The sequence below is a fragment of the Methylophilus sp. Leaf414 genome (assembly GCF_001425425.1).
Classification (GTDB): Bacteria; Pseudomonadota; Gammaproteobacteria; order Burkholderiales; family Methylophilaceae; genus Methylophilus.
This window is the reverse complement of the sequence record NZ_LMQQ01000006.1, coordinates 91,890-116,275: the sequence shown is the minus strand read 5'-3', so window position 1 is coordinate 116,275 and position 24,386 is coordinate 91,890. Positions and strand designations below refer to the sequence as shown.

24 protein-coding genes are annotated in these 24,386 nt (G+C 47.8%); 13 read left to right on the top strand and 11 right to left on the bottom strand.

What is annotated here, in order from left to right; all coding sequences use genetic code 11:
• Positions 1-2: 2 nt before the first annotated feature.
• A complete protein-coding gene (secA, locus tag ASG24_RS14055) occupies positions 3-2,741 on the bottom strand; it encodes a preprotein translocase subunit SecA (RefSeq protein ID WP_055872259.1) in 2,739 nt (912 codons plus the stop codon).
• 106 nt (positions 2,742-2,847) lie between these two features.
• Positions 2,848-3,750 (bottom strand): M23 family metallopeptidase, encoded by a 903-nt coding sequence (locus ASG24_RS14050; protein ID WP_055826827.1) that lies wholly within the window; start codon positions 3,748-3,750, stop codon positions 2,848-2,850.
• A 114-nt stretch (positions 3,751-3,864) separates the two neighbouring features.
• On the opposite strand from ASG24_RS14050, the gene ASG24_RS14045 reads away from it, so the two are divergent.
• Entirely contained in the window at positions 3,865-4,311 is a 447-nt protein-coding gene (locus ASG24_RS14045) for a DciA family protein (protein ID WP_055872258.1), read from the top strand.
• Positions 4,312-4,548: 237 nt separating this feature from the next.
• On the top strand, positions 4,549-6,579 hold the full coding sequence (locus ASG24_RS14040) for a sodium-translocating pyrophosphatase (RefSeq protein ID WP_055872257.1): 2,031 nt from the start codon (positions 4,549-4,551) through the stop codon (positions 6,577-6,579).
• A 71-nt stretch (positions 6,580-6,650) separates the two neighbouring features.
• Here ASG24_RS14040 and ppa read toward each other — a convergent pair whose 3' ends face one another.
• The 4 genes from ppa to gap (ASG24_RS14020) all read right to left on the bottom strand — a co-directional run bounded on the left by ppa (position 6,651) and on the right by gap (ASG24_RS14020) (position 9,638).
• Complete coding sequence (ppa, locus tag ASG24_RS14035; RefSeq protein WP_055826835.1) at positions 6,651-7,199, bottom strand: inorganic diphosphatase; 549 nt, start codon at positions 7,197-7,199, stop codon at positions 6,651-6,653.
• A gap of 70 nt (positions 7,200-7,269) precedes the next feature.
• On the bottom strand, positions 7,270-7,566 hold the full coding sequence (locus tag ASG24_RS14030; RefSeq protein WP_055872256.1) for a YkvA family protein: 297 nt from the start codon (positions 7,564-7,566) through the stop codon (positions 7,270-7,272).
• Between the two features lie 12 nt (positions 7,567-7,578).
• Positions 7,579-8,478, bottom strand: coding sequence for a phosphoribosylaminoimidazolesuccinocarboxamide synthase (locus ASG24_RS14025; protein ID WP_055872255.1), 900 nt, complete (start codon positions 8,476-8,478; stop codon positions 7,579-7,581).
• A gap of 101 nt (positions 8,479-8,579) precedes the next feature.
• A complete protein-coding gene (gene gap, locus ASG24_RS14020; RefSeq protein ID WP_055872254.1) occupies positions 8,580-9,638 on the bottom strand; it encodes a type I glyceraldehyde-3-phosphate dehydrogenase in 1,059 nt (352 codons plus the stop codon).
• Between the two features lie 151 nt (positions 9,639-9,789).
• Here gap (ASG24_RS14020) and ASG24_RS14015 point away from each other — a divergent pair, with 151 nt between their 5' ends.
• Positions 9,790-10,779: a sensor domain-containing diguanylate cyclase gene (locus ASG24_RS14015; RefSeq protein WP_055872253.1), complete on the top strand. Its 990-nt coding sequence runs from the start codon at positions 9,790-9,792 to the stop codon at positions 10,777-10,779.
• A gap of 32 nt (positions 10,780-10,811) precedes the next feature.
• Here the strand turns inward: ASG24_RS14015 and ASG24_RS14010 are convergent, their stop codons facing one another.
• Together ASG24_RS14010 and gap (ASG24_RS14005) are read right to left on the bottom strand one after the other, a co-directional pair.
• Entirely contained in the window at positions 10,812-12,005 is a 1,194-nt protein-coding gene (locus ASG24_RS14010) for a phosphoglycerate kinase (RefSeq protein ID WP_055872252.1), read from the bottom strand.
• A 95-nt stretch (positions 12,006-12,100) separates the two neighbouring features.
• A complete protein-coding gene (gap, locus tag ASG24_RS14005; protein WP_055872251.1) occupies positions 12,101-13,102 on the bottom strand; it encodes a type I glyceraldehyde-3-phosphate dehydrogenase in 1,002 nt (333 codons plus the stop codon).
• Between the two features lie 202 nt (positions 13,103-13,304).
• Here gap (ASG24_RS14005) and msrA point away from each other — a divergent pair, with 202 nt between their 5' ends.
• Entirely contained in the window at positions 13,305-13,814 is a 510-nt protein-coding gene (msrA, locus tag ASG24_RS14000; protein ID WP_055826857.1) for a peptide-methionine (S)-S-oxide reductase MsrA, read from the top strand.
• Positions 13,815-13,828: 14 nt separating this feature from the next.
• Here the strand turns inward: msrA and ASG24_RS13995 are convergent, their stop codons facing one another.
• Entirely contained in the window at positions 13,829-14,371 is a 543-nt protein-coding gene (locus tag ASG24_RS13995; RefSeq protein ID WP_055872250.1) for an RNA pyrophosphohydrolase, read from the bottom strand.
• A 141-nt stretch (positions 14,372-14,512) separates the two neighbouring features.
• Positions 14,513-15,232 carry a hypothetical protein gene (locus tag ASG24_RS13990; protein WP_055872249.1) on the bottom strand — a complete coding sequence of 240 codons (720 nt, stop codon included), beginning with the start codon at positions 15,230-15,232 and terminating at the stop codon, positions 14,513-14,515.
• A 247-nt stretch (positions 15,233-15,479) separates the two neighbouring features.
• On the opposite strand from ASG24_RS13990, the gene ASG24_RS13985 reads away from it, so the two are divergent.
• The 9 genes from ASG24_RS13985 (at position 15,480) to folE2 (ending at position 23,131) form a co-directional block, all read left to right on the top strand.
• Positions 15,480-16,451 carry a beta-propeller fold lactonase family protein gene (locus tag ASG24_RS13985; RefSeq protein WP_055872248.1) on the top strand — a complete coding sequence of 324 codons (972 nt, stop codon included), beginning with the start codon at positions 15,480-15,482 and terminating at the stop codon, positions 16,449-16,451.
• A 161-nt stretch (positions 16,452-16,612) separates the two neighbouring features.
• Positions 16,613-17,158, top strand: coding sequence for an SRPBCC family protein (locus ASG24_RS13980; RefSeq protein WP_055872247.1), 546 nt, complete (start codon positions 16,613-16,615; stop codon positions 17,156-17,158).
• Between the two features lie 451 nt (positions 17,159-17,609).
• Positions 17,610-17,972, top strand: coding sequence for a prepilin-type N-terminal cleavage/methylation domain-containing protein (locus ASG24_RS14925; protein ID WP_055826873.1), 363 nt, complete (start codon positions 17,610-17,612; stop codon positions 17,970-17,972).
• Between the two features lie 120 nt (positions 17,973-18,092).
• Positions 18,093-18,449, top strand: coding sequence for a prepilin-type N-terminal cleavage/methylation domain-containing protein (locus ASG24_RS14975; RefSeq protein ID WP_055872246.1), 357 nt, complete (start codon positions 18,093-18,095; stop codon positions 18,447-18,449).
• An 84-nt stretch (positions 18,450-18,533) separates the two neighbouring features.
• The gene (locus ASG24_RS13965; protein ID WP_055872245.1) at positions 18,534-19,184 is read left to right on the top strand and encodes an alpha/beta hydrolase; all 651 of its coding nucleotides are present in this window, start codon (positions 18,534-18,536) and stop codon (positions 19,182-19,184) included.
• An 81-nt stretch (positions 19,185-19,265) separates the two neighbouring features.
• Entirely contained in the window at positions 19,266-19,511 is a 246-nt protein-coding gene (xseB, locus tag ASG24_RS13960) for an exodeoxyribonuclease VII small subunit (RefSeq protein ID WP_055872244.1), read from the top strand.
• Between the two features lie 24 nt (positions 19,512-19,535).
• On the top strand, positions 19,536-20,426 hold the full coding sequence (locus ASG24_RS13955; RefSeq protein WP_055872243.1) for a polyprenyl synthetase family protein: 891 nt from the start codon (positions 19,536-19,538) through the stop codon (positions 20,424-20,426).
• A 2-nt stretch (positions 20,427-20,428) separates the two neighbouring features.
• Entirely contained in the window at positions 20,429-22,273 is a 1,845-nt protein-coding gene (gene dxs / locus ASG24_RS13950; protein ID WP_055872242.1) for a 1-deoxy-D-xylulose-5-phosphate synthase, read from the top strand.
• A gap of 51 nt (positions 22,274-22,324) precedes the next feature.
• Positions 22,325-23,131 (top strand): GTP cyclohydrolase FolE2, encoded by an 807-nt coding sequence (gene folE2, locus ASG24_RS13945; RefSeq protein ID WP_055872241.1) that lies wholly within the window; start codon positions 22,325-22,327, stop codon positions 23,129-23,131.
• Positions 23,132-23,190: 59 nt separating this feature from the next.
• Here the strand turns inward: folE2 and ASG24_RS13940 are convergent, their stop codons facing one another.
• The gene (locus ASG24_RS13940; protein WP_055872240.1) at positions 23,191-24,363 is read right to left on the bottom strand and encodes an MFS transporter; all 1,173 of its coding nucleotides are present in this window, start codon (positions 24,361-24,363) and stop codon (positions 23,191-23,193) included.
• Positions 24,364-24,386 lie beyond the last annotated feature (23 nt).

Genomic DNA, 24,386 nt, shown 5'->3' with positions numbered 1-24,386 from the left:
ATTTAGCTCAAAGCACCATGGCAATTTTTGAAACGTTTGCCTGAACCGCATGGACAGGGGTCGTTACGGCCAACACGCACTCCTTCAGGCAAGTTTAACGGCTGTTTTTCAGCAGTCTCATTGCCACTATTGCTAAGAGCATTCTCGTAATCAGTGTGTTGATATTGCACATTGCCTACATCGGTAGCACGCAATGCTTCTTCAGCGCGACGTTCTTCTGCTTCAAGTTCTTCGCGTGAACGCACTTGCACCTGCATGGTAATTTTGGTGACTTCAGTTTTTACAGTATTCAGCAAAGACTCAAATAACTCGAATGCTTCGCGCTTGTATTCCTGTTTTGGATTCTTTTGCGCATAAGAGCGCAGGTGTATGCCCTGGCGCAGATGATCCAGCGCGGCCAAATGCTCACGCCAATGATTATCTAAGCTTTGCAGCATGACCGCACGCTCAAAATTACGCATGTTATCGTTACCGGCCAACGCTTCTTTGGAGGCATAGCTTTCATTCGCAGCTTCAACAATGCGTTCACGCAAACTTTCTGCATGTAAATCAGGATTGCTTTCCAGCCACTCACTCACTGGTAAAGGCAAGCTGGCATCTTCACGCAATGCGACTTCCAGCGCAGGCACATCCCACTGCTCCTCTACGCTGCCAGGAGGAATATGGGTATTGAACAAGCTATTGACGACATCCTCACGCATCGCGCGGATAGTTTGACCAACATCGACTGATTCCAGCAATTCGTTACGTTGTTCGTAGATGACCTTGCGCTGGTCATTCGACACATCATCGTATTCCAGCAATTGCTTGCGGATATCGAAGTTGCGGCCTTCCACTTTACGTTGCGCATTTTCAATCGCGCGCGTAACCATGGCATGCTCTATCGCTTCACCTTCAGGCATATTCAGGCGTGTCATAATCGCCGCGACGCGTTCGCCTGAGAAAATACGCAGTAATTGATCTTCAAGAGACAGGTAGAAACGGCTGGAACCTGGGTCACCCTGACGGCCAGAACGGCCACGCAACTGGTTATCGACGCGACGGGACTCATGGCGTTCGGTACCAATAATATGCAAGCCACCTGCGGCAAGCACTGCATCGTGGCGTTGCTGCCACTCCGCCTTCAGCTGCGCAATTTTTGTCGCTTTATCCGCATCATTTAAATTGGTATCGTTGTGAATAGCGTGAATTTCGCCTTCAGAATTACCGCCCAGGACAATGTCGGTACCACGACCTGCCATGTTGGTTGCAATGGTAATCATGCCGGGACGTCCGGCTTCGGCAACAATAGTCGCTTCGCGCTCGTGCTGCTTAGCATTAAGCACTTGATGTTCGAGTTTGGCCTGCGTGAGCAGCTGCGAAATCAGCTCTGAGTTTTCAATCGATGTGGTACCGACCAACACTGGCTGCCCTTTAGCCTGGCATTGCTTGATATCTTCAATCACAGCCTTGTACTTTTCCATACCGGTGCGGTACACCTTGTCCATCGCATCCGAACGTTGCACAGGTCTGTGAGTAGGAATGACCACCGTTTCCAGCGCATAAATCTGGTTAAACTCGTAGGCCTCTGTATCGGCTGTACCCGTCATACCACTCAGTTTCTGGTACATGCGGAAGTAATTCTGGAACGTGATAGAAGCCAGTGTCTGGTTTTCTTTTTGGATCGCCACACCTTCCTTGGCTTCCACCGCCTGATGCAAACCATCCGACCAGCGACGACCCGGCATCATGCGGCCTGAGAACTCATCAACGATCACGATTTCATCATTACGTACAACATAATGCTGATCTCGGTGGTAAAGATTTTGCGCACGCAATGACGCATATAAATGATGCACTAACGTAATATTAGCCGGCTCATACAGGCTGGAACCCGCTGGCAACATGCCGGCTTGCTCGAGCAGTTGCTCTGCATGCTCATGCCCGGCTTCGCTCATAGTGACACTTTGGGCTTTTTCATCCACCCAGAAATCACCTTCGCCCTCTTCTTCTTGTTGACGTACCAGTTGCTTGGCGACTTCATTAATTGCACCGTACAGGTCCACACTGTGTTCAGCCTGGCCGGAGATGATGAGTGGCGTACGCGCCTCATCAATCAAAATGGAGTCCACTTCATCCACCAGCGCATAATGCAACGGACGTTGCACGCGTTCTTCTTTGCTGAACACCATGTTGTCGCGCAGGTAGTCAAAGCCGAACTCGTTATTAGTGCCGTAAGTGATATCCGAGGCATAAGCTTGTTGCTTTGCATCATGCGGCATTTGCGAAAGATTAATACCGACGCTTAAGCCAAGGAAGTTGTAAAGTTTACCCATCCATTCGGCATCGCGTTTAGCCAGGTAATCATTGACTGTAACGACATGCACACCTTTACCAGTCAATGCGTTAAGGTAAGTCGGCAAGGTCGCAACCAAAGTTTTACCTTCACCTGTACGCATCTCGGCGATTTTGCCAGCATGCAGTACCATGCCACCAATCAGTTGTACATCGAAATGACGCATGCCTAATGCACGCTTGCTGCCTTCACGAACTACGGCAAATGCTTCTGGCAACAATTTATCCAGTGTTTCACCTTGCGTATAGCGTTGCTTAAATTCCTCCGTTTTTGCCCGCAGCTGTTCATCACTTAGCGCCTGAATTTCAGGTTCCAAAGCGTTTACTTGTTTGACGGTTTGCTGATATTGCTTGACCAGGCGGTCGTTACGGCTACCAAAGAATTTTTTAAACAACGAGGCTAACATGAGTCACACCGATATCCGCCAGAGCGGGGTTAAAAGAATAAACTAGGATTGTATAAGATATAGAGGCGAATTGTCTTGATTATTGCACGCAAGCAATTGAATTCAGTCAGGAATGGTTCCTGAGATATTCACGGGGGTCGAGCGGGTTGCCGTTGAGGCGAATTTCATAATGCAAATGTGGGCCCGTAGAACGGCCAGTGCTACCAATCAATGCCACTTTCTGTCCTTTGGTTACGCGCTCACCTGCTTTAACGAGCAGTCTGGAATTGTGCGCATAACGGGTTTCCAGACCAGACCCATGATCGATCTTTAAAAGATTGCCGTAATCTGAAGTTTGTACAGCAGTAGTGACAATGCCGTCAGCTGCCGCATAAACCGGTGTGCCAGAAGCAGCCGGAAAATCTAAACCTTCATGAAAAGCACGATGCCCACTCATGGGGTCGATCCGCCACCCATAACTTGAAGAGCTAAATGCCGCGTCCACCGGACTGCTATTCGGCAACATTTCTCTTAATACACTTTTAAGCAACAACTTTGCTTCTATCTTGCCCTGGTATTCATCACGGAAATCAAGGTCAGCCGACATTTGCTCAATGGTTGCTTTCAGGTCATCTTCGGTTAGGGGCGCATCCTTAACTAAAGGCCCGCCCTGGCCGAGCACTTCATTCACCGAGGTACGTTCGTTGATAGGCTCAGCGCTGGATTTAATCCCTGCCAGTTTGGATAAACGCTGGTTTTGCGCATCGAGGCGCAGAATACGCGCCTGTAATTCGCCAATTTGCTTGGCATAGGCATCGAGATGACTTTGTGTAGAAAGCATGGCACCTCTTAAATGGGGAGGCAGAATCGCTTTAACACCCTGACTTTTAATGACTTGTTGCGGTGTAATAAAAAACAAGGTCAGCACTACCGGCACAAGTATCAGCGCCAGCACCAGACCTACGCTTTCAAACATGCCTAGCGTTTTAGGCTTGGCCATTTTTTCTGAAACAATAATGATATTAATCATGCCAGGAACTCTCGCTTTTAGCCGAATACTCAAGGGAATGGCCCGTGAGAATAATCGGTGTAGTACAATATTCAAGCACTCTGCGGACAACCACGTAATTTAAAATCCAAACGCATGTTAAAAATCAATCGGATTTTCACAAACCATCACGAATTAAAACCTCTTTTAGAAGAGGCTAATGATCGTCAACAATTACAGCGGTTATGGTCTACGGTTGCCCCGGAACTATCTAAATTTTCTCATGTGCTGGCTTTGGAAGATGGCACACTCACAATCGGTGCTTATTCAGGTGCCGTTGCCAGCAAAATCAGGTTATTAGAAACCGGATTGCTACGAAAAATCTGGGATTTTTGTCAAAATTCCCAGAAAAACAAAGGGTTAAACCTTAGCGCAATTAAAGTTAAAGTGCAAGTCAAATCTCGTCCAAAACCCAGACAGAAACGTATCCAGTCCCCGTCAGATCAAGCCCTGAGCACGCTGGAAGCATGCGCAGACAAGATTGAGAACCCAGCACTTGAAGCCGCTTTACGTCACTTTATTGACCGCCAGCGCGATACCTGACTCTTTTTTGCAAACCTTGCACCCTGTCGTCACCGAATCGTAGGTGCGTTTCACCGTTATGCTGCTTCTAATTGCACCTTACTTGTGCGCATTCTTTAAATAGTGCCATAATGCACCACGCTGTTACACTTCATTTACAACTCACATACCTAAGGAACGATTCAGCATTTACAGCTTAAGTAACAGATTTAAGTAGTCATTACGTTCAACGCAGTTTCAAAAGGAACAGGAGAACACATGTCAGTCGCATTAATGTTGGCCATAGGCGCAGCAGTTTTGGCGGTACTTTATGGCGTAGTAATGAGTAAGTGGATTTCGGGATTACCTGCAGGCAACGCCCGCATGCAAGAAATTGCAGGGGCGATTCAACAAGGCGCGGCCGCCTACCTGGCCAGACAATACAAAACGATTGCCCTCGTCGGCGTCATCCTGGCTGTGCTGATTGGGATTTTCCTGGGCTTATACACCGCAATCGGGTTTGTGGTAGGCGCTGTGCTCTCGGGCGCTTGCGGGTTTATTGGAATGAATGTTTCCGTAAAAGCAAACGTGCGTACGGCACAAGCGGCCACCAATGGCATCGGGCCGGCGCTGGATGTCGCTTTTAAAGGCGGAGCAATTACCGGCATGCTGGTGGTAGGGCTGGGATTATTGGGTGTCGCCGGATTCTATATTTTTCTGGGTGCAGAACAGGCAACCGATTTGAATCCTTTAATCGGCCTAGCGTTTGGTTCATCACTGATTTCGATTTTTGCACGTTTGGGCGGCGGGATTTTCACCAAAGGCGCTGACGTTGGTGCCGACCTGGTGGGCAAGGTTGAAGCAGGCATTCCAGAAGATGATCCACGCAACCCGGCAGTGATTGCTGACAATGTAGGCGATAACGTTGGTGACTGTGCTGGCATGGCCGCCGATTTGTTTGAGACTTACGCCGTGACCCTGATTGCTACCATGGTGCTCGGTGGGCTAATGGCAGCTGAAGCGGGCGCCAACGGCGTGATATATCCGCTGCTGTTGGGTGCGGTATCTATCGTTGCCTCCATTATTGGCTGTTTCTTCGTAAAGGCATCGCCAGGCATGAAAAATGTAATGCCTGCGCTGTATAAGGGCTTGGCTGTAGCTGGTGTGCTGTCGCTTATTGCGTTTTACTTTGTCACGCAATATGCATTTCCGCAAGGTTACACTCATGGAGAAGTGACCGTATCCAACCTGGCGTTGTTTGGCGCTTGCGCAGTTGGGTTAGTACTCACTGCGGCACTGGTTTGGATCACAGAGTATTACACTGGTACTGATTACGCGCCGGTCAAGCACGTAGCTCAAGCCTCCACCACTGGACATGCAACTAACATCATTGCGGGAATCGGCGTCTCCATGAAATCCACCGCCTTACCTGTGCTTTCGGTTTGTGTAGCGATTTATGTGGCATTCCACCTGGCAGGGCTATATGGCGTTGCAATTGCCGCTATGGCCATGCTGAGCATGGCTGGCATCGTAGTGGCACTGGATGCCTATGGCCCAATTACAGATAACGCAGGTGGAATCGCCGAAATGGCAGAATTGCCAAGTAGCGTGCGTGATGTCACTGACCCACTGGATGCGGTTGGCAATACCACCAAAGCCGTGACCAAAGGTTATGCGATTGGCTCTGCCGGACTGGCTTCGCTGGTTTTGTTTGCTGATTACACACATAAACTTGAAGGTGCCGGCATTACAGCCAGCTTTGATTTAAGCGATCCCAATGTGATTATTGGTTTGTTCCTCGGCGGCCTGATTCCCTTTCTGTTTGCGGCGATGGCGATGGAAGCCGTGGGTCGTGCTGCTGGCAGCGTGGTAGAAGAAGTGCGCCGCCAGTTCCGCGAAATCAAGGGCCTGATGGAAGGCACGGCCAAACCCGAATATGGCAAGGCGGTCGATCTGCTGACCACAGCGGCAATCAAGGAAATGATGATTCCTTCATTATTGCCAGTAGCTGCACCAATACTGGTCGGCCTGTTCCTCGGCCCGGTCGCTTTAGGTGGCTTGCTGATGGGCACGATAGTCACGGGTTTATTTGTAGCGATTTCAATGTGTACCGGTGGTGGCGCCTGGGATAATGCCAAGAAATACATTGAAGATGGTCATCACGGCGGCAAAGGTTCAGATGCACACAAAGCCGCAGTGACCGGGGATACTGTAGGCGATCCTTACAAAGATACCGCCGGACCCGCTGTCAACCCGCTGATTAAGATTATTAACATCGTTGCATTATTGATTGTCCCGCTTCTACATTAATTTAACCGCGCTAAAACAAAAAAGTCGGCGATTGCCGACTTTTTTGTTTTCATTCAATTAACCATGAATATTTAGAATGCAGGCTTCACTTCTAAAGCGTTATAACGCTCGACGCCCCCAAGAATTTCAGCATGTGCCTCTTCAATGCCGGCCCAACCCTCAATCTTCACCCATTTGCCTTTATCCAGATCTTTGTAGTGTTCAAAGAAATGCGCAATCATGTCCAGGCGCCAAGGCGAAACATCACTTAATGTTCTTTGGTAAGCGTACAAACCGCATACTTTTTCAATAGGCACTGCCAGCACTTTGGCATCGCCACCAGCTTCATCAGTCATTTTCAGCATGCCCAATGGACGGCAACGCACCACTACGCCTGGCAGCAGTGGCACTGGCGTGATCACCAGTACATCAACCGGGTCTCCATCATCACCCAAAGTGTGTGGAATGTAGCCATAGTTACATGGGTATTGCATGGAAGTACCCATAAAACGGTCAACAAACAATGCGCCGCTTTCTTTGTCTACTTCATATTTAACCGGGTCGCCATTGGCTGGAATTTCAATAATGACGTTAAAATCGTTCGGCAAGTCTTTGCCGCTTGCTACCAAATTCAATGACATCTTTTCAAACCTATTTCACGAAAAGCCGCCATTATAGGCGATTAACATAAACCTTTGTTTGCAAACCGCATTATTTTTGATTTTCAGCAGCGCTTACCTGATCTCGGCAAAATTGACGCACCTCAACCGGCGTTAATTTCAGAGCGAAGTAGAGCAGTGTCGGAATAATCACCAGCTCATCCAGCTGGCCGATAATCGGGATAAAGTCCGGAATCAGGTCAAAGGGTAAAACCAGGTAGCCCATCGCCAGCCATAACAATGCTTTTGCCAACCTTGGGGTTTGCGGATGCGCATGTAGCGCCCGGTAAAACGCTAACTCTTGTTTGAATCTGCTGGCCAGGGTAGCCAGCTGTGCGCGAAAACTCATCAGTGTATTGAATTAATCGACTTGCAAGGTACGGCCAGTCAGCTTGGCAAATGCTTCCATATACTTATCGGAGGTTCGCTTCGCAACATCTGCTGGCAACTCCGGGCCCGGCGCTGTTTTGTTCCAGTCACAAGTTTCCAGCCAGTCACGCACATATTGCTTGTCATAACTTGGGGGATTAGCACCTACCTGGTATTGATCAGCTGGCCAAAAACGCGATGAATCCGGTGTCAGCACTTCATCCATGACGTGCAACACACCATCCTCATCCACGCCAAATTCAAACTTGGTATCGGCAATGATAATGCCTTTAGTAAGCGCGTATTCGGCAGCTTGGGTATACAGCGCAATCGCCGCTTTTTCGACTTGGGCAGTCATATCCTTGCCAATCAACACTTCGACTTGAGGAATACTGATATTTTCATCATGCTCGCCAACCGCAGCTTTGCTGGAAGGTGTAAATAAAGGGGCTGGTAATTGTTGTGCCAGTTGCAGCCCGGCAGGTAATGGAATATCGCAAACAGTGCCTTTGACCTGATACTCTTTCCAGCCGCTACCGACCAGGTAACCACGCACAATCGCTTCCAGTGGCAATGCTTTCAGCTTTTTGACAACCACTGCACGGCCTTTGACTTGTTCAACTTCATCTGGGGCTACGACGGATTCCGGTGCTATTCCGGTCAGGTGATTGGGCACTACATTTGCCAGTTGTTCAAACCAGAAATTAGCCATTTGTGTCAGCATGGCACCTTTGTGAGGAATACCGGTTGGCAGAATCACATCAAACGCGCTCAATCGATCAGTACTGACCAGCAACATAGTTTGCGCGTCGATATCATAAATGTCGCGCACCTTGCCTTGATGCAATTTCTTCAGGCTTTTAATCGAAGTTTCCAGCAAAGGCGCACGCATAATATCTATCGCAAAAGTAAAACCGATATTATAAATGCACTGTTAGATGACTGGCGAACAATTTACCGGGGCATGTTGACTGAAGTAAAGCTCAAGACACGTTAAGCAGCTTCTGCCTCTACGGTTTGTTCTGGCAATTGCGTTATCGCCAATTTGGCTTGTGCCACATAACTGGTTAGACGTAAAAGGTTGCAGGTGTAGCCATATTCGTTGTCGTACCAGCCGATCACTTTAACAAAAGTGGAATCGAGCATGATGCCGGCGCTGGCATCAAATACACTGGCTGCCGGATACCCACGGAAATCACTTGAGACCACTTGCTCTTCGGTATAGCCAAGCACGCCTTTTAAATCACGCTCGGAGGCAAATTTCATTGCTTCACAAACTTCTGCATATGAAGTTTCCTGTTCCAACTCCACAGTCAGGTCAACGACAGAGACATCTGCTGAAGGGATACGCATCGCCATGCCCGTCAGCTTCTTGTTTAACTCAGGAATCACTTTACCGACTGCCTTTGCCGCGCCGGTGCTTGAAGGAATAATGTTTTCAAACACTCCACGCCCGCCGCGCCAGTCTTTTTTCGAGGTACCATCAACCGTTTTCTGCGTAGCCGTTGCCGCATGAATCGTCGTCATCAATCCACGCTTGACCCCAAACTGGTCTTGCAACACTTTAACGATAGGCGCCAGACCATTGGTTGTGCAAGAAGCCGCGGATACAATCTCTTCGCCTTGGTAATCCAGGTGATTCACGCCAAAAACAAACATAGGGGTATCATCTTTACCTGGCGCCGATTGCACCACAATACTTGCACCTGCGGCAATATGGGCTGCACAAGATTCTTTTGTCAGAAAAACACCGGTACACTCAACTACCACATCGACTTCAACAGCTGCCCAGTTGATGTCCGCAGGATCTTTTTCGGCAGTCAAGCGTATTCTTTTGCCATCCACCACCAGAAAATCGCCCTCTAAGTGTGCATCATATGCCAGTCGGCCATGCACTGAATCATATTTCAGCATGTAGAGCATATGGTCCGGCTCTTCGATGCCATTGATGGCAACCACTTCCAGCTCTTTAAACTCTGCCTGATTTAATGCGGCTCGCAGCACCATGCGGCCTATCCTGCCAAATCCGTTAATACCTACCCGAGTAGTCATTATTGATTTCTTTCATTGTTGGTTAGTTATCACACAAGCAATTTTAATGCTAATTTACATCACGAAAGTTAGACAGGCGGTTCCCGCTTGAATAGAATAAGACTGACACGCTATTCCCGTTGTAAGTTTCAGCAACCTTGTTGGATATTTTGTGGATATTGCAGAACAATTACTGAATGGTATTTTGGACACACTGCCACTGCAAATTGCAGTGATAGATGAGACGAGCAGCATTATTTATGTCAATCAGGCCTGGCGTTCATTCGGTTTGTTTTTTGGTTTGGAGTTGGATACCGACTGGTTTGGTATTGCGTACCTGGACATCTGCCGTGCCAATGAAGATACTAATCTGCCACCATTGATTTCCGGCATTGAAAAAGTGTTAAGTGGCAAAGTCGGTCACTTCAGCATGGACTATCTGTGTCATACACCCACCAAACAACCCACCTGGCTCACTTTGAGCTTGCAACCCATGCAAACATCGCTGGCTGATAACAAGCTTTTCTTGCTATCACTGACCAACATCACGCATCATAAGCAGGTTGAGGATCGCATCTCCGCGCTCACCCACACTGACCCGCTCACCGGCCTGGCCAATCGCCGCCGGCTAGAGCAATTCATGCGGGATGAATGGTCACGTGCCATCCGCCATCAATCCAGCTTAAGTGTGATGATGATAGATGCAGACCACTTTAAACAGCTGAATGACAGCATGGGGCATGCGGCCGGAGATGAGTGTTTGCGTAAGCTGGCAGGCATTTTAAAACGTTATAGCAACCGCCCCGGCGACATGGCGGCGCGCTATGGCGGCGAAGAGTTCGTGCTGATTCTGGGCCAGACCAACCAGCAGGAAGCGATTAAAATTGCCGAACGTATCCGCCAGAAAGTGATGGAGCTGGATATCCGCTTTGCCGGGCATCGCCTGATGACGATCAGCATCGGTATTGCGTCACTGGGCGTGCAGCATTCCACCACTCACAAAGAACAACATGCACGCAATCAGGCGCTGAATTTCAGTGAAGATGGTGACTTATTGCTGGAACAAGCTGATAAGGCACTGTATGTGGCGAAAAAACAAGGCAGGAACCGTGTTGAAGTGTATGACAAACATCACCGGTTGACTGTCCCGCTAACGTTTTAAAACATTAGCGGGAGAATGTATGTGGGTCAGGATCAGCTGGCGCGCTCTTCCAGGATAGCCACCGCCGGTAAGGTTTTACCTTCGAGGAACTCGAGGAAAGCGCCGCCTGCAGTAGAAATATACGAAACCTTGTCGTAAATATCATATTTCTGGATAGCGGCAATCGTGTCGCCACCACCCGCCAGCGTGAATGCCTTTGTTTCTGCAATGGCTTTGGCTATGGTTTTGGTGCCCTCGCCAAACTGGTCAAATTCAAATACGCCAACCGGGCCATTCCATACCACAGTCCCCGCATTCATGATGATATCCACCAGCTCAGCCGCCGATTTCTCGCCAATATCAAAAATCATGTCGTCGGCTGCCACTTCATCGGCAGATTTTTTGACTGCCGGCTCGTTGGCATCAAACTGCTTACCCACTACTACATCCTTTGCGATCGGTACACAGGCGCCCCGGTCGGACATTTTGCTCATCAAACCTTTGGCAGTCTCCACCAGGTCATCTTCACACAGGGACTTGCCCACTTCATGACCATCAGCCTTGAGGAAAGTATTGGCAATGCCACCGCCTACCACTAATTGATCCACTTTATCAGACAGGCTTTCCAGCACGGTCAGCTTGGTGGACACTTTAGAACCGCCGACAATAGCCACGAATGGCCTTGCTGGCGCCAGTAATGCTTTACCTAATGCATCCAGCTCTTCCGTCAGCAGAATACCGGCACAGGCCACAGGCGCAAATTTGGCAATGCCATGGGTCGAGGCTTCAGCGCGGTGCGCGGTGCCAAAGGCATCCATCACAAATATGTCGCACAAAGCAGCATACTTTTTGGCTAGTGCATCATCATTTTTCTTTTCGCCGACATTAAAGCGGCAGTTTTCCAGCAGGATAAGCTGGCCATCTTCTGTCCCCAAACTATCAGCGGGCGCATTGGAAGCCAGCCAGTTTTTTACCAGGCGCACAGGTTGCCCAAGCAGCTTGCTCATGACATCAGCCACCGGCTTGAGGGAGTTCTCCTCTGAGTAAATGCCCTCTTCAGGACGACCCAGATGCGAAGTCACCATCACTTTGGCGCCCGCTTTTAAAGCAAATTCAATTGTTGGCATGCTGGCCACAATACGCGCATCGCTGGTGACCACGCCATCTTTTACCGGCACATTTAAGTCAGCACGGATAAACACACGCTTGCCGCGCAAATCAAGGTCGGTCATTTTGATGAATTTCATACATGCGCTCCGTAGCGATCAAGATTGATTAATAATTAAATAGGCAAAATGGATTATGACAGATATGCAAACGGGGCAATAAGCCCCGTCATCATTTAAGCAATATGTTGAACCAGACGCAACAGATTGCAGGTATAACCATATTCATTATCGTACCAGCCGATCACTTTGACAAAAGTAGGATCCAGCATCAAACCCGCATCCGCATCAAACACACTGGCGGCAGGGCTACTGCGGAAATCTGTAGAAACTACTTTATCACTGGTGTAATCCAGCACTCCTTTTAATGCACCTTTAGAAGCTTGCTGCATGGCTTCACAGATAGCTTCATAAGTGGTTTCTTTACTTAGCTCTACAGTCAGGTCAACTACGGATACATCGGCAGATGGGACTCGCATGGACATACCAGTCAGCTTCTTATTTAGCGCAGGAATCACTTTACCCACTGCCTTGGCAGCACCGGTACTCGAAGGAATAATGTTTTCAAAAACACTACGGCCGCCGCGCCAGTCTTTCTTGGAAGTGCCATCAACTGTCAGTTGCGAGGCAGTTGCTGCATGAATGGTAGTCATCAGCCCACGTTTGACACCAAAATTGTCATGCAGCACTTTGGCTAAAGGCGCCAGACCATTGGTGGTACACGAGGCAGCAGAAATAATGGCTTCGCCAGCATATTCCTGATGATTCACGCCATAAACAAACATAGGCGTGTCATCTTTACCCGGCGCCGATTGCACCACTTTTTTCGCACCACGGCTAAGGTGAGGCTGACAGCTGTCCAGCGTTAAAAATGCGCCGGTAGATTCTACAATGACTTCCGCGCCGCCTTTGCTCCAGTCAATATGATTAGGGTCACGCTCTGCAGTCAGGTGAATGCGTTTGCCATTCACGATTAAATTACCGTTGTCTGCTTCTACTGTGCCTTGAAAACGGCCATGTACGGAATCATATTTGAGCATATACATCATATACTCGATGTCATATGAGCTATTGATAGCTACTACCTCAATATCTTTGAATTCGTCTTCTTGAACCGCCGCACGCAAAACCATGCGCCCAATACGCCCGAACCCATTAATCCCTAACTTCACAGCCATAGTTTTCCCCAAAACATGCAATAGAACTAAAACTCAGCATTTTAACCTAAACCTCCTATACTGGACAGATTGTAAGTAGTTGATTTGATACGCGAGAACATCATAAACAGGTTTCGAAATATTTTTAGTTTCTCGTTAGCTTATTTTTTTAATTTTTGATTATCCATTTTCTTTACTGCTTTGAAAGAGAGCGTTTTCTAATATGTCAGACAAAATAATTCTTGCCGGTGGTTGTTTCTGGGGAATGCAGGATCTGTTTCGCCAGTTACCCGGCATTATCAGTACGCGCGTTGGCTACAGCGGCGGTGATGTGCAAAATGCGACGTATCGCAACCATGGCAATCATGCTGAGGCGATGGAAATTGTATACGATGCTGATCGCATCTCTTTGCGACAGCTATTAGTTTTCTTTTTCAAAATTCATGACCCAACCACATTTAACCGTCAGGGTAATGACATGGGGCCTTCATATCGCTCAGCGATTTTTTACCTGAACGAGCAACAGAAGCAAACTGCTGAAGAATTAATTAATGAAATGGATAGCTCAGGCATCTGGCCAGGCAAAGTGGTCACTGAAGTGACACCTGCCAGTGATTTTTGGGTAGCTGAGCCCGAGCATCAGGACTATCTGGTCCGTTACCCAGACGGCTATACTTGCCACCGAATTCGTCCTGAGTGGATTTTGCCGCGTGATATAACTGAGGCTGTTTGAAATATTAAATAGAGTTACTCATCACCTACGGTAGGTAGCGCATTATTGGCCGGCTTGCGTGTCTTGCCGCCATAACGCTTGGCAGGATTGCGCAGAAAAACAGCCAACTCATTCAGGGCCAATTGGTAAACATCGCGCTTGAATTCAATCACATCTGCCAGCGGCACCCAGTATTCACTCCAGCGCCAGGCATCAAACTCCGGGTGCTCGGTGGCACGCAATGAGACATCGGAATCACGACCGGTTAGCCGTAATAAAAACCAGATTTGCTTTTGGCCTTTATAACTGCCGCGCCACTCACGCTTGATCCAGCTGGTGGGCACTTCATAACGCAGCCAATCCCGGGTGCGACCCAAAATTTTCACGTGCTCAGGCTTGAGGCCTACCTCTTCCATCAATTCACGATACATCGCCTGCTCAGGAGTTTCACCATACTTGATGCCTCCTTGAGGAAACTGCCATGCATGCTCTTTGATACGTTTGCCCCAAAACACCTGATTGTGGGAATTACATAAAATAATCCCCACGTTAGGACGGTATCCATCACGATCTAACATAAAAACTGCCTTCAATATTTACTGCAATTTTTTCACACTTTACAGTTTAATGAAAGGACATCCATGGTGGCGTGGATGAAATGGCTGGCAGCTAACAAAAAAGCCCACCAACGGTGAGCTTTTTAATGCCTAGATTGCTAATCAGAATTTACGACGCAATGACAAAGCACCCATCAAAAGCAATCCCGTAAACAGCATGGCTGAAGTCTGCGCTTCAGGCACCGGGATGACGGTCGCACTTACAAAAGTGAAGTCTGACTGGTTGGTACAGTTATGGCAAGAATGTTTGGCAACACCAGGTGATGCACTAAATACGATGCTGTCGACTGAGCGGAAGCCAAAAGGATTATTCAATAGCCATGCGCCAGTCCCACCATCCACAGCGCCACTACCGAGGGATAAGGGAGAACCTTCGCCTGTCCAGCTCGCAGTATGTTTGCCAGTTGCCGTCAAATAAAAAGTATCACTCCCTCCGTCAGCAAAATTCACCAGGAATTTTGCGACCTCTTTCACATCATTATATTCAGGGCCGTCAAACAGCAAGCCAATTGTCAGTGTTGAAAAGATGACTTCTTTAGAAAAAGTGCCGGTCAGCGTTTCATCGATATCAATCTCGCCTGCTGTTCTTCCGCCAGAAATACCTACACCTGTCATACCATCTTGTGTCTTTTTCTGGAAGGATCTGCTACCTACAAAAGTAGCAGAAGTCCCGTCTGAAAAAGACGTGCTATAACTCGATTGCCCATTTACGAAATCAGTTCCTAACACTGTGCCTGTGGTTAACGCATTAGCAGAATGTGCTGCGACCAGGAAGGATATTGCCAATATCAACTTACTACCTAAAGAAAATGTTTTTTTCATTTCAAAGCTCCTCTATATGAATGTTTAATAATCCCCATACTTATTGTAGGGTAATTAATGGGTCAGGAGTTTTTCCTACCCTACAAAAAGAGATTAAAAACCCTTAATTTTCATACATTTACAAATTTCGTTCCAATCTGTTGCTTCTAAACAAAATTTTATGCAAACTCCGCTGTCAACCCGATTTAAGTCAAAGCGTTTTCCTGCCATGCCCTTTACTTCGAACACATCTACGTATCTAAAATCAATGCATAGACGCAAATTTGATTTCCGGCATATCAGCCTGGGCATATTGCTCTCATTGCTCTGGAGTTTGAATACGTCTGCAGGCAATATTGCTTACATTACCAATCAAGGCAGCGATTCAGTCTCCGTACTCGATATTGAGAACAAAAAAGTCACGCATACAATAGAAGTCGGCAAAGCGCCGGTCGGCGTGGCAATCGCCAGCAAACAGCAGCGGGTATATATCAGCAATGCGAATAGCCAAAGCGTTTCCGTGCTCGATAGCCGCACACAACAAGCCATCCAGGAAATCCCCGTGAATATCCAGGCAGTCGGCATCACGTTAAGTCGTGATGAAAAAACGCTGTATGTTGCCGATTGGGGTGGCGCGCAAGTGATTGCAGTAGACACCGCACATCCGGAAAAACAAAAAGCTTTTAAAGCAGGCAAAACCCCTTCGGGCATGGTGGTAAGTGCAGATAACAAAAAGCTATTTATCGCCAACCGCGATAGTGATGATGTGACGGTGGTTGACACGCGTTCACTGCAACCGATTGCACAAGTGAAGGTTGGTATCCATCCGTTTGCGCTGACTTTAAGTCCTGATGGCAAGACGGTATTTGTTGTCAATGTCGTTAGCAATTCGCTAACTTTGCTGAATGTGGACTCCTTCCAGACCAGCACTATCAAAACCGGCGCGCATCCGTATGGCGTAGCGATCAGCCCCGACAGTCGCCGGGCTTATGTCAGCAACAATCATGCTGAGAGTGTTTCCGTGATCGATATTACCAGTGGAAAAACGATCAAGACTATTGAGGTTGGCGAGTTTCCCGAAGGTATCGAGTATGACAAAGCGACGCAGCAAGTCCTAGTTGCCAACTGGGGATCAGATACAGTGTCGATTATCGATGCAAAAACTAATACGGTAACAAACACTATTGCCAGCCCCAAACTTTGTCGCTCGTTTGGGCAATTTATTCTGGAAGCAAAATAATAACCGTGTTTCCACCATTTCTTTTTTTAGTTTTTTCACAGGATTGCCCATGAATTAGTCGCAAAGAGTCTTTTTTTTAGGTAAAGTCACGGGTTATTTTAAAACTCAGAAGACTGATTACTTTTAAGCTTTAAAACATCTGTAAATATCAGGAGATTGAAATGAAAAAAATATTTGGCATCATTGCCGTTTCTTTATTGCCATTGATTCCATTGACCGCTGCTGCGCACGGTGCCGCGGCATTGCGATTTGAAAAAACCGTCACCATCAAAGCCCCTGCAGCGAAAGTGTGGGCCTTGTTGAAGGATTTTGGCAATGTACAAGCCTGGCATTCTGGCGTTGAGTCTGCCAAAGTAGAGCAGAAAAAGGACGAGAACGGTGATGACACTACTTATCGCACAGTCAAGCTGAAAAACGGTGGCACCATGTATGAAAAACTGCGGTCAATCGATGACGCTGGCATGCGCTTGAAATATGAGTACATCCTGGATAAAAGCACACTGCAACTGTCCAACTTTTATCCAACTGTTTCTGTGACTGCCAAAGGTAACGAAACGGTAGTAACTGTAAAAGGCAGCTACACACGTGCCGACTCATCTAATATTCCAAAACCAGAACAAAACGATGATGCAGCGACTAAAGCCATCAATGAGTATTTTGATCCAGGCCTGGAAAGCCTGAAAAAGGTAGCCGAATCGGGAAAGTAATTAGCCAGGGTTCTGGAAAAAGTTCGCAAGGCAACAGTACACCCTGGTGGAAATTCTGGTAAGTCTTACGCTATAACTATTTAAGTTTTTGCAAACACAGTGCAGGCCAAAAGTCTGACGCTGTCACAAATAAAGGGATTGTGCACAACACAATCCCTTTATTGCTTTCTCAAGCAGTGCTGTAAGCTGACAAAAAAAATCACTTTTATCATAAAGACTGACTAAGTCTGTCACTTTTTCTCATTTCACTCGTATTGAATCTACTCCTCAGAAATGCACTTCAATTCAAAGAACTAAGACATAAAACTTATTTAATTCTTTTTTTTCAATCACTTATTGAATTAAATTTTGGCTGGCACATCTGTTGCTTATAGTTTCACCGAACACTGTTGGAAAAGCAGTGGCTGAACTAGAAGATGTTCACTCTAAAACTTGACTTGAAGGAAATATGATGAAAAAACACGTACAACAAGGTTTTACCCTGATTGAATTGATGATTGTGGTAGCTATTATTGGTATTTTGGCTTCTGTAGCGATTCCTGCGTACCAAGATTACACACGAGATGCAGCGAATAACGCTTGCATGGCTGAAGCAGGCGCTTATGCCAAAAGAGCTTTAACAGATATCTCGATTGGCAGAACACCAGTTGCGACACCTCCAACAGGCACAGGTGGAGCATGTGGAGGCACGATAACAAGTGCCGCAGCAATGACCTCGACAACTTTGGGCACTATCACTGCTACACCAAGAAATCCAGGCACAGGTACAGTAACCTGCGATTTGGCAACTGGTGGCAATTGCACACGATCATAATATCTACATAAGCAGATTGATAAAGAGCCCTGCATGTGCGGGGCTTTTATTTAATTGCAAGCTAGAAACAGAACGCTACAGCCAAGCCATTTTAAGCTTAACGATCAAAGGGCATTAAGAATGCATAGATATCATGGCTTCACGCTAATTGAATTAACTATCGTCGTTGCCATCATAGGCATTCTTGCGGCTATCGCAATACCAGCCTATCAAAATTACACGCAAGAAGCCGCTGACAATGCATGTCTAGCTGAGGCAGACGCTTACGCAAGAAGAGTGAGCACGGACATTCAACTCAATAAACCATCTGCCGATATCCCCGCCCCCATTGCACGAGCATGCAGTGAAATAAACAATGGCGTACCACTCACGTCTGCAACCACTTTTTCAGCTTTAGCGAGAACACCCGGTACAGCCAATATCACCTGCGACCTGAGCGCAGAAGTATTGTGTTCCAGGTCTGTCGCTATACTTTAAGCGACCCGATGCTCTGACTTCTGCATTATTAAGTTCTGTACTACTCAGCTGATATACTGACAGTTTAATTCTGACTGCTAAACAATGCTGGAAAAGATCATCCTCAACACAAAAGATTCGACAGCCACCGTCATCTGGATGCATGGCCTGGGTGCTGACGGTCATGATTTTAAGCCCGTGGTGCATATGCTTGACCTGCCGCATATTAAATTCATACTGCCGCATGCACCTTATCGACCAGTGAGTCTGAACAATGGCTACGAGATGCGTGCCTGGTATGACATCTTTGGTCTTCAGCCGGATAGTCCCCAGGACGAGACTGGCATCAAAGAAATGCAGGGCACGATTAATACGATGATTGAGAGTGAAATCTCTACAGGCATTTCATCAAACCGAATTCTACTGGCCGGGTTTTCACAAGGTGGCGCGATTGCGCTGCATACTGCTACACGGTTCAACCAACCCTTAGCTGGTGTACTCGCACTCTCCACTTACCTGCCTTTGAAAAGTAAACTTTCAAGTGAACAGCACCCCGTAAATCAACACATGCCTATCTGGATGGCACATGGGCGTTTTGATAATGTCATCGCATTATCTACTGCGCAATCCTCGCGAGAAGTGCTGGAAGACGCTGGATATCCAGTGGAATGGCACGAATACGACATGCCGCATAGCGTCTGCGAACAGGAGATAGACGATATCCGCAACTTCCTGTTACGCGTGTTACCTGCCTGATCTGCTTCCGACCTTCTGAGAATAATCCCGCAAGCGAAATAGTTTTGTTAAAATGTCAGGCGTTTTAACAGGTTGACTTTCATGAGTGTTTCAAAAAAATCTCCAGATGTGGCAAGTGAGTCGCAAACTTTTGCACAGCGCATGATCGCGTTGGAGACGATTGTCAGAAACATGGAGTCAGGAGAGTTGCCTCTTGAAGACGCGCTCAAAGCTTATGCTGATGGCATGCAATTACTACAAGCCTGTCAGACATCGTTACAGCAGGCTGAACAAACAGTTTTGATCTTGAATCAGCAGCAGCAATTAAAACCCTTCGAACTTGAGTGATTCGCCACAACTTCACTTACAGTCATGAGCATCTCATTATTTACATTCGAGCCTTGGGCAACCATTCACCAACAACAGGTTGAAGATGCACTCGCGCGCGTGATGCCTTCAGAAGAGACGTCACCTGCAAGATTGCATTCTGCCATGCGTTACGCAGTGCTAGGCGGCGGTAAGCGCGTGCGGGCATTGCTTAGTTATGCGGCTGCCGAGCTTGTCAGAGCACCAGCAAAGTCGACCGATGCCGCTGCAGTGGCTGTAGAGTTGATACATGCGTTTTCGCTAGTGCACGATGACATGCCGTGCATGGATGATGATGATTTGCGTCGTGGCAAGCCCAGTTGCCACAAGCAATACGGGGATGCGACGGCTTTGCTGGTGGGCGATGCGCTGCAATCCCTTGCATTTCAAACGATTGCCGATACAAATGCGCCACAAGCGTTAAAACAAGTGCAGGTATTAGCGCAAGCCACCGGCTCGCGCGGCATGTGCGGTGGACAAAGTATAGATTTGCAAAGCACAGGCCTGCTGTTGACTCGCTCCGAGCTCGAAACCATGCATCAGTACAAAACCGGCGCACTTATCAGGGCTTCAACACTGCTCGGCGCCTACGCAGCAGAAAGCACTTCTGAAGCTCACATAAGTTTGCTTAATCAATACAGCGAGAACATGGGCTTGGCGTTCCAGGTGGTAGATGACATTCTGGATGCCACTGCAGATACACAAACCCTGGGGAAAACGGCTGGTAAAGATGCCTTGCAGGAAAAATCGACCTATGTGAGCCTGCTTGGTATTGAGGAGGCTAATGCATTGGTTAAAAGATTGTATGAGCAAACCTTGCAGTTACTTGCCGGGTTTGATAAGCAGGCTGATCCACTTCGCGCGATTGCCCGTTTCATTTGTGAGCGCACATCCTAATGATGACTTCCCTGCTGTCCCGCATTGATTCTCCAACCGACCTGCGCCTGCTGGAGAGGTCACAGCTGAAAGCACTAGCCGCAGAATTACGTGAATTCCTCATTCAAAGCGTCTCCAAAACCGGCGGGCATTTGTCGTCCAACCTTGGCGTGGTAGAGCTCACGATTGCATTGCATTACGTCTACAATACACCCGATGACCGGCTGGTATGGGACGTTGGCCATCAAACATATCCGCATAAAATTTTAACCGGACGTCGTGATGCGATGGCGCAATTACGTAAAGCCGGCGGCATCGCCGGTTTTCCCAAACGTGACGAAAGCGCATACGATACTTTTGGTACCGGCCATTCAAGCACCTCTATTTCAGCTGCATTAGGCATGGCGGTTGCTGCCAAAACGCTGGGGTCTGACCGTCGCAGCGTCGCGATTATCGGCGATGGGGCAATGACAGCGGGCATGGCATTCGAGGCCCTAAATAATGCGGGTGATATGGACACCAACCTGCTGGTGATCCTGAACGACAATGACATGAGCATTTCCAATAATGTCGGTGCATTGAACAATTACCTGGCGCGCCTGATGTCCGGCAAACTGTATGACAGCGTTCGGCGTAGCGGGAAAAAAGTACTGGATATTATTCCCCCGGTCAAAGAGTTTGCCCGCCGTGCTGAAGAGCATGCCAAAGGCATGGTCACTCCCGGCACCTTGTTCGAAGAATTCGGATTTAATTACATTGGGCCTATTGATGGCCATGATATCGCGACGCTGGTAGATACCTTAAGCAACATCCGCCAATTACAAGGCCCACAGTTTTTGCACGTTGTCACGCAAAAAGGCAAAGGCTACAGTCCGGCGGAAGATAATCCGAATAAATATCACGGTGTCAGCAAGTTCGACCCGCTGAATGGCCATTGCATGACCCAGAGTGGGTGCCCTACTTATACCCAGATTTTTGGTGACTGGCTGGTGGATATGGCAGCGGCAGATAGCCGTTTGATTGGTATCACACCAGCGATGTGTGATGGCTCAGGCCTCAACCGTTTTGCGGAAAAGTATCCGCAACGTTACTTTGATGTAGGCATTGCAGAACAGCATGCGCTCACTTTTGCGGCAGGGATGGCCTGCGATGGCTTGAAACCGGTAGTTGCCATCTATTCCACTTTCCTGCAACGCGCTTATGATCAATTGGTACATGATATTGCGCTGCAAGACCTGGATGTCTTGCTGGCGATTGACCGTGCTGGCCTTGTCGGCGCTGATGGCCCCACACATGCTGGTAGCTTTGACTTAAGTTTTATGCGCTGTATCCCTAACATGGTGATCATGGCACCGAGTGATGAGCAGGAATGCCGCCAGATGCTGACTACCGGCTATCAGTACAAAGGCCCGGCGGCTGTGCGGTATCCCCGTGGTAGCGGCATAGGTGCAGCGACTTCGGCATCATTGGACACACTGGAAATTGGCAAGGCACAATTAGTCCGCCAGGGTAAAAAAGTCGCCATCCTTGCCTTTGGCAGCATGCTGCATCCGGCACTACAAGCAGCAGAAACGCTGGACGCGACTGTGGTAAATATGCGTTTTATCAAACCGCTGGATACGGACATGGTACTTGAAATATCCCGCACGCATGACCATATAGTGACTGTAGAAGAGAATGCGATCATGGGGGGCGCCGGTGCTGCCGTGATGGAATGCCTGCAAGCCCATCATATTGTCATATCCACTCTATGTTTAGGACTACCTGACCGTTTTATCGAGCATGGCTCGCATGAAACTATGTTGAGCGACTGCGGTCTAGACAAATCCGGTATTTGTTCTGCTATTGAGAAATTAATAGCTGAGTAGTATATTCAACCATTTATCAAATCGCGGGCAACTCCCGCTTTGGAAACCCTGATGAATCAACCCGTAATCCCTGCAGTGATTGAAGACGTACAAAATACTCCCGATGTGCGTCGCCTAGACATCAACAAGGTAGGTATCAAGTCTATCCGTCACCCGGTCATTGTCAAAGATAAAACCGGTGGTGAGCAACATACCGTAGCGGTGTTCGATATGTATGTGCATTTGCCGCACAACTTCAAAGGCACGCATATGTCGCGCTTTGTTGAGATTCTCAACATGAACGAAAGCGCCATTTCGATCGACTCATTCGAGACAATTCTGCGTCAAATGGTGGAACGCCTGGAAGCGGAATCCGGTTATGTAGAGATGCGTTTCCCGTATTTCATCAACAAGGCCGCGCCTATATCTGGCGTGAAAAGCCTGCTGGATTATGAAGTCACTTTCATCGGTGAAATCAAGAATGGCCAGTTTGAAATTACCGTTCAGGTCATGGTGCCAGTCACCAGCTTATGTCCATGCAGCAAACAGATTTCAAATTACGGCGCGCATAATCAGCGTTCGCATGTGACAGTGACTGCCTTGCTGAACGAATTCATCTGGCTGGAAGACTTGATTTCACTTGTGGAAGAACAGGCTTCGTGCCAGTTGTATGGCTTGCTCAAGCGGCCGGATGAGAAATTTGTGACTGAACGTGCGTATGACAATCCAAAATTTGTGGAAGACATGGTGCGTGATGTCGCAGCACAATTAAATGAAGAAAAACGCATTGTGAAATATGTGGTGGAATCAGAGAACTTTGAGAGCATCCACAACCATAGTGCTTATGCATTGATTGAGCGTGACAAACGTATTAATTAATTATCTTTAGCGAAACAAGAACAGCCCGCATGCGGGCTGTTTTCACATCTGCATTTTAGCTAATGGCTGAACATGCCGCTGCGGGCATAGGGTTGCGATAAATGCAGTCCGAACATGACAATCGCTGCGCCTAATAAAGGAAATAAGGCAGCCAGCGTAAAAGTGAGCTGCCCGCCTAAGTACTGCAGTGAAAACCCGCCTAGCAAGCCACCCAGGGCACCGCCTATGCCATACGCGACACTGTTATAGATGGCCTGGCCTTTGGCCTGATGGCGGCCATTGAAATATTGCGTGACCACCTCTACCGCCGCCGCATGAAAGCTGCCAAAGGTAAATGCATGCATGGTTTGCGCCAGCAATAATAAACCCAGGTGATCCGGCACCAAACCCATCATGGAAAAACGAATGACGCCTATCAAGAGGCTGGCGACTAGAATTGTTTTCAGTTTGAAGCGGGACATAATCCACGGCATTTTGATAAATATGCCTATTTCGCAAATCACGCCTAACGCCCACAACCAGCCTATCATGCCTTTACTGTAACCGTGTTCTGCCAGGTAAATAGAATAAAAGTTATACATCAAGCCATGTGCGGTCACCATCATGGCACAGCCAACCAGAAGGGAAATAACCGCAGGTTGCTTCAGGATTTTCCACACAGAAAAACTATCATTTGCATGAGGCGGCACATGTGCTTCAGGGAGTTTCCAGGTTAATCCGAACAGCACGCACTGCACAACCAGGATAAACCAGAGCAGGCTTTTAATGCCAAACCAGTCAGTTAAATAACCCAGCAAAACAGACGCTACGATAAAGCCCCAGGAGCCCCATAGACGGATCTTGCTGTAATGGCCGTTGGTGCTCGCCAGATGTGCCAATAACAGAGACTCGGATAGTGGCAAGGTAGAGCTGGTAAACATACTTAAAGCTGCCATGACCACAAACATGGTCATAAAATCATGTGCCCAGAAAATCGCTGCGAAACCAAATAACCCTAAAAATGCTGTGGTCCGGATCCAACGCACTCTTTGCCTGGTGTGGTCAGCCAACCAGCCCCACAAATTAGGGGCGATGATGCGACTGACCTGGAACAAAGACATCAGTATGCCAATATCAGCCGGTGAAAAGGATTCTGAGCTGAGGTACAACCCCCAATAAGGCACAAAAGCGCCGACGAAAAAGTAATAGATGAAATAAAAACGCGAGAGATTAAAGTGTAAAGCGTGACTCATTAAATACTCGCGTTTTTAAAGAA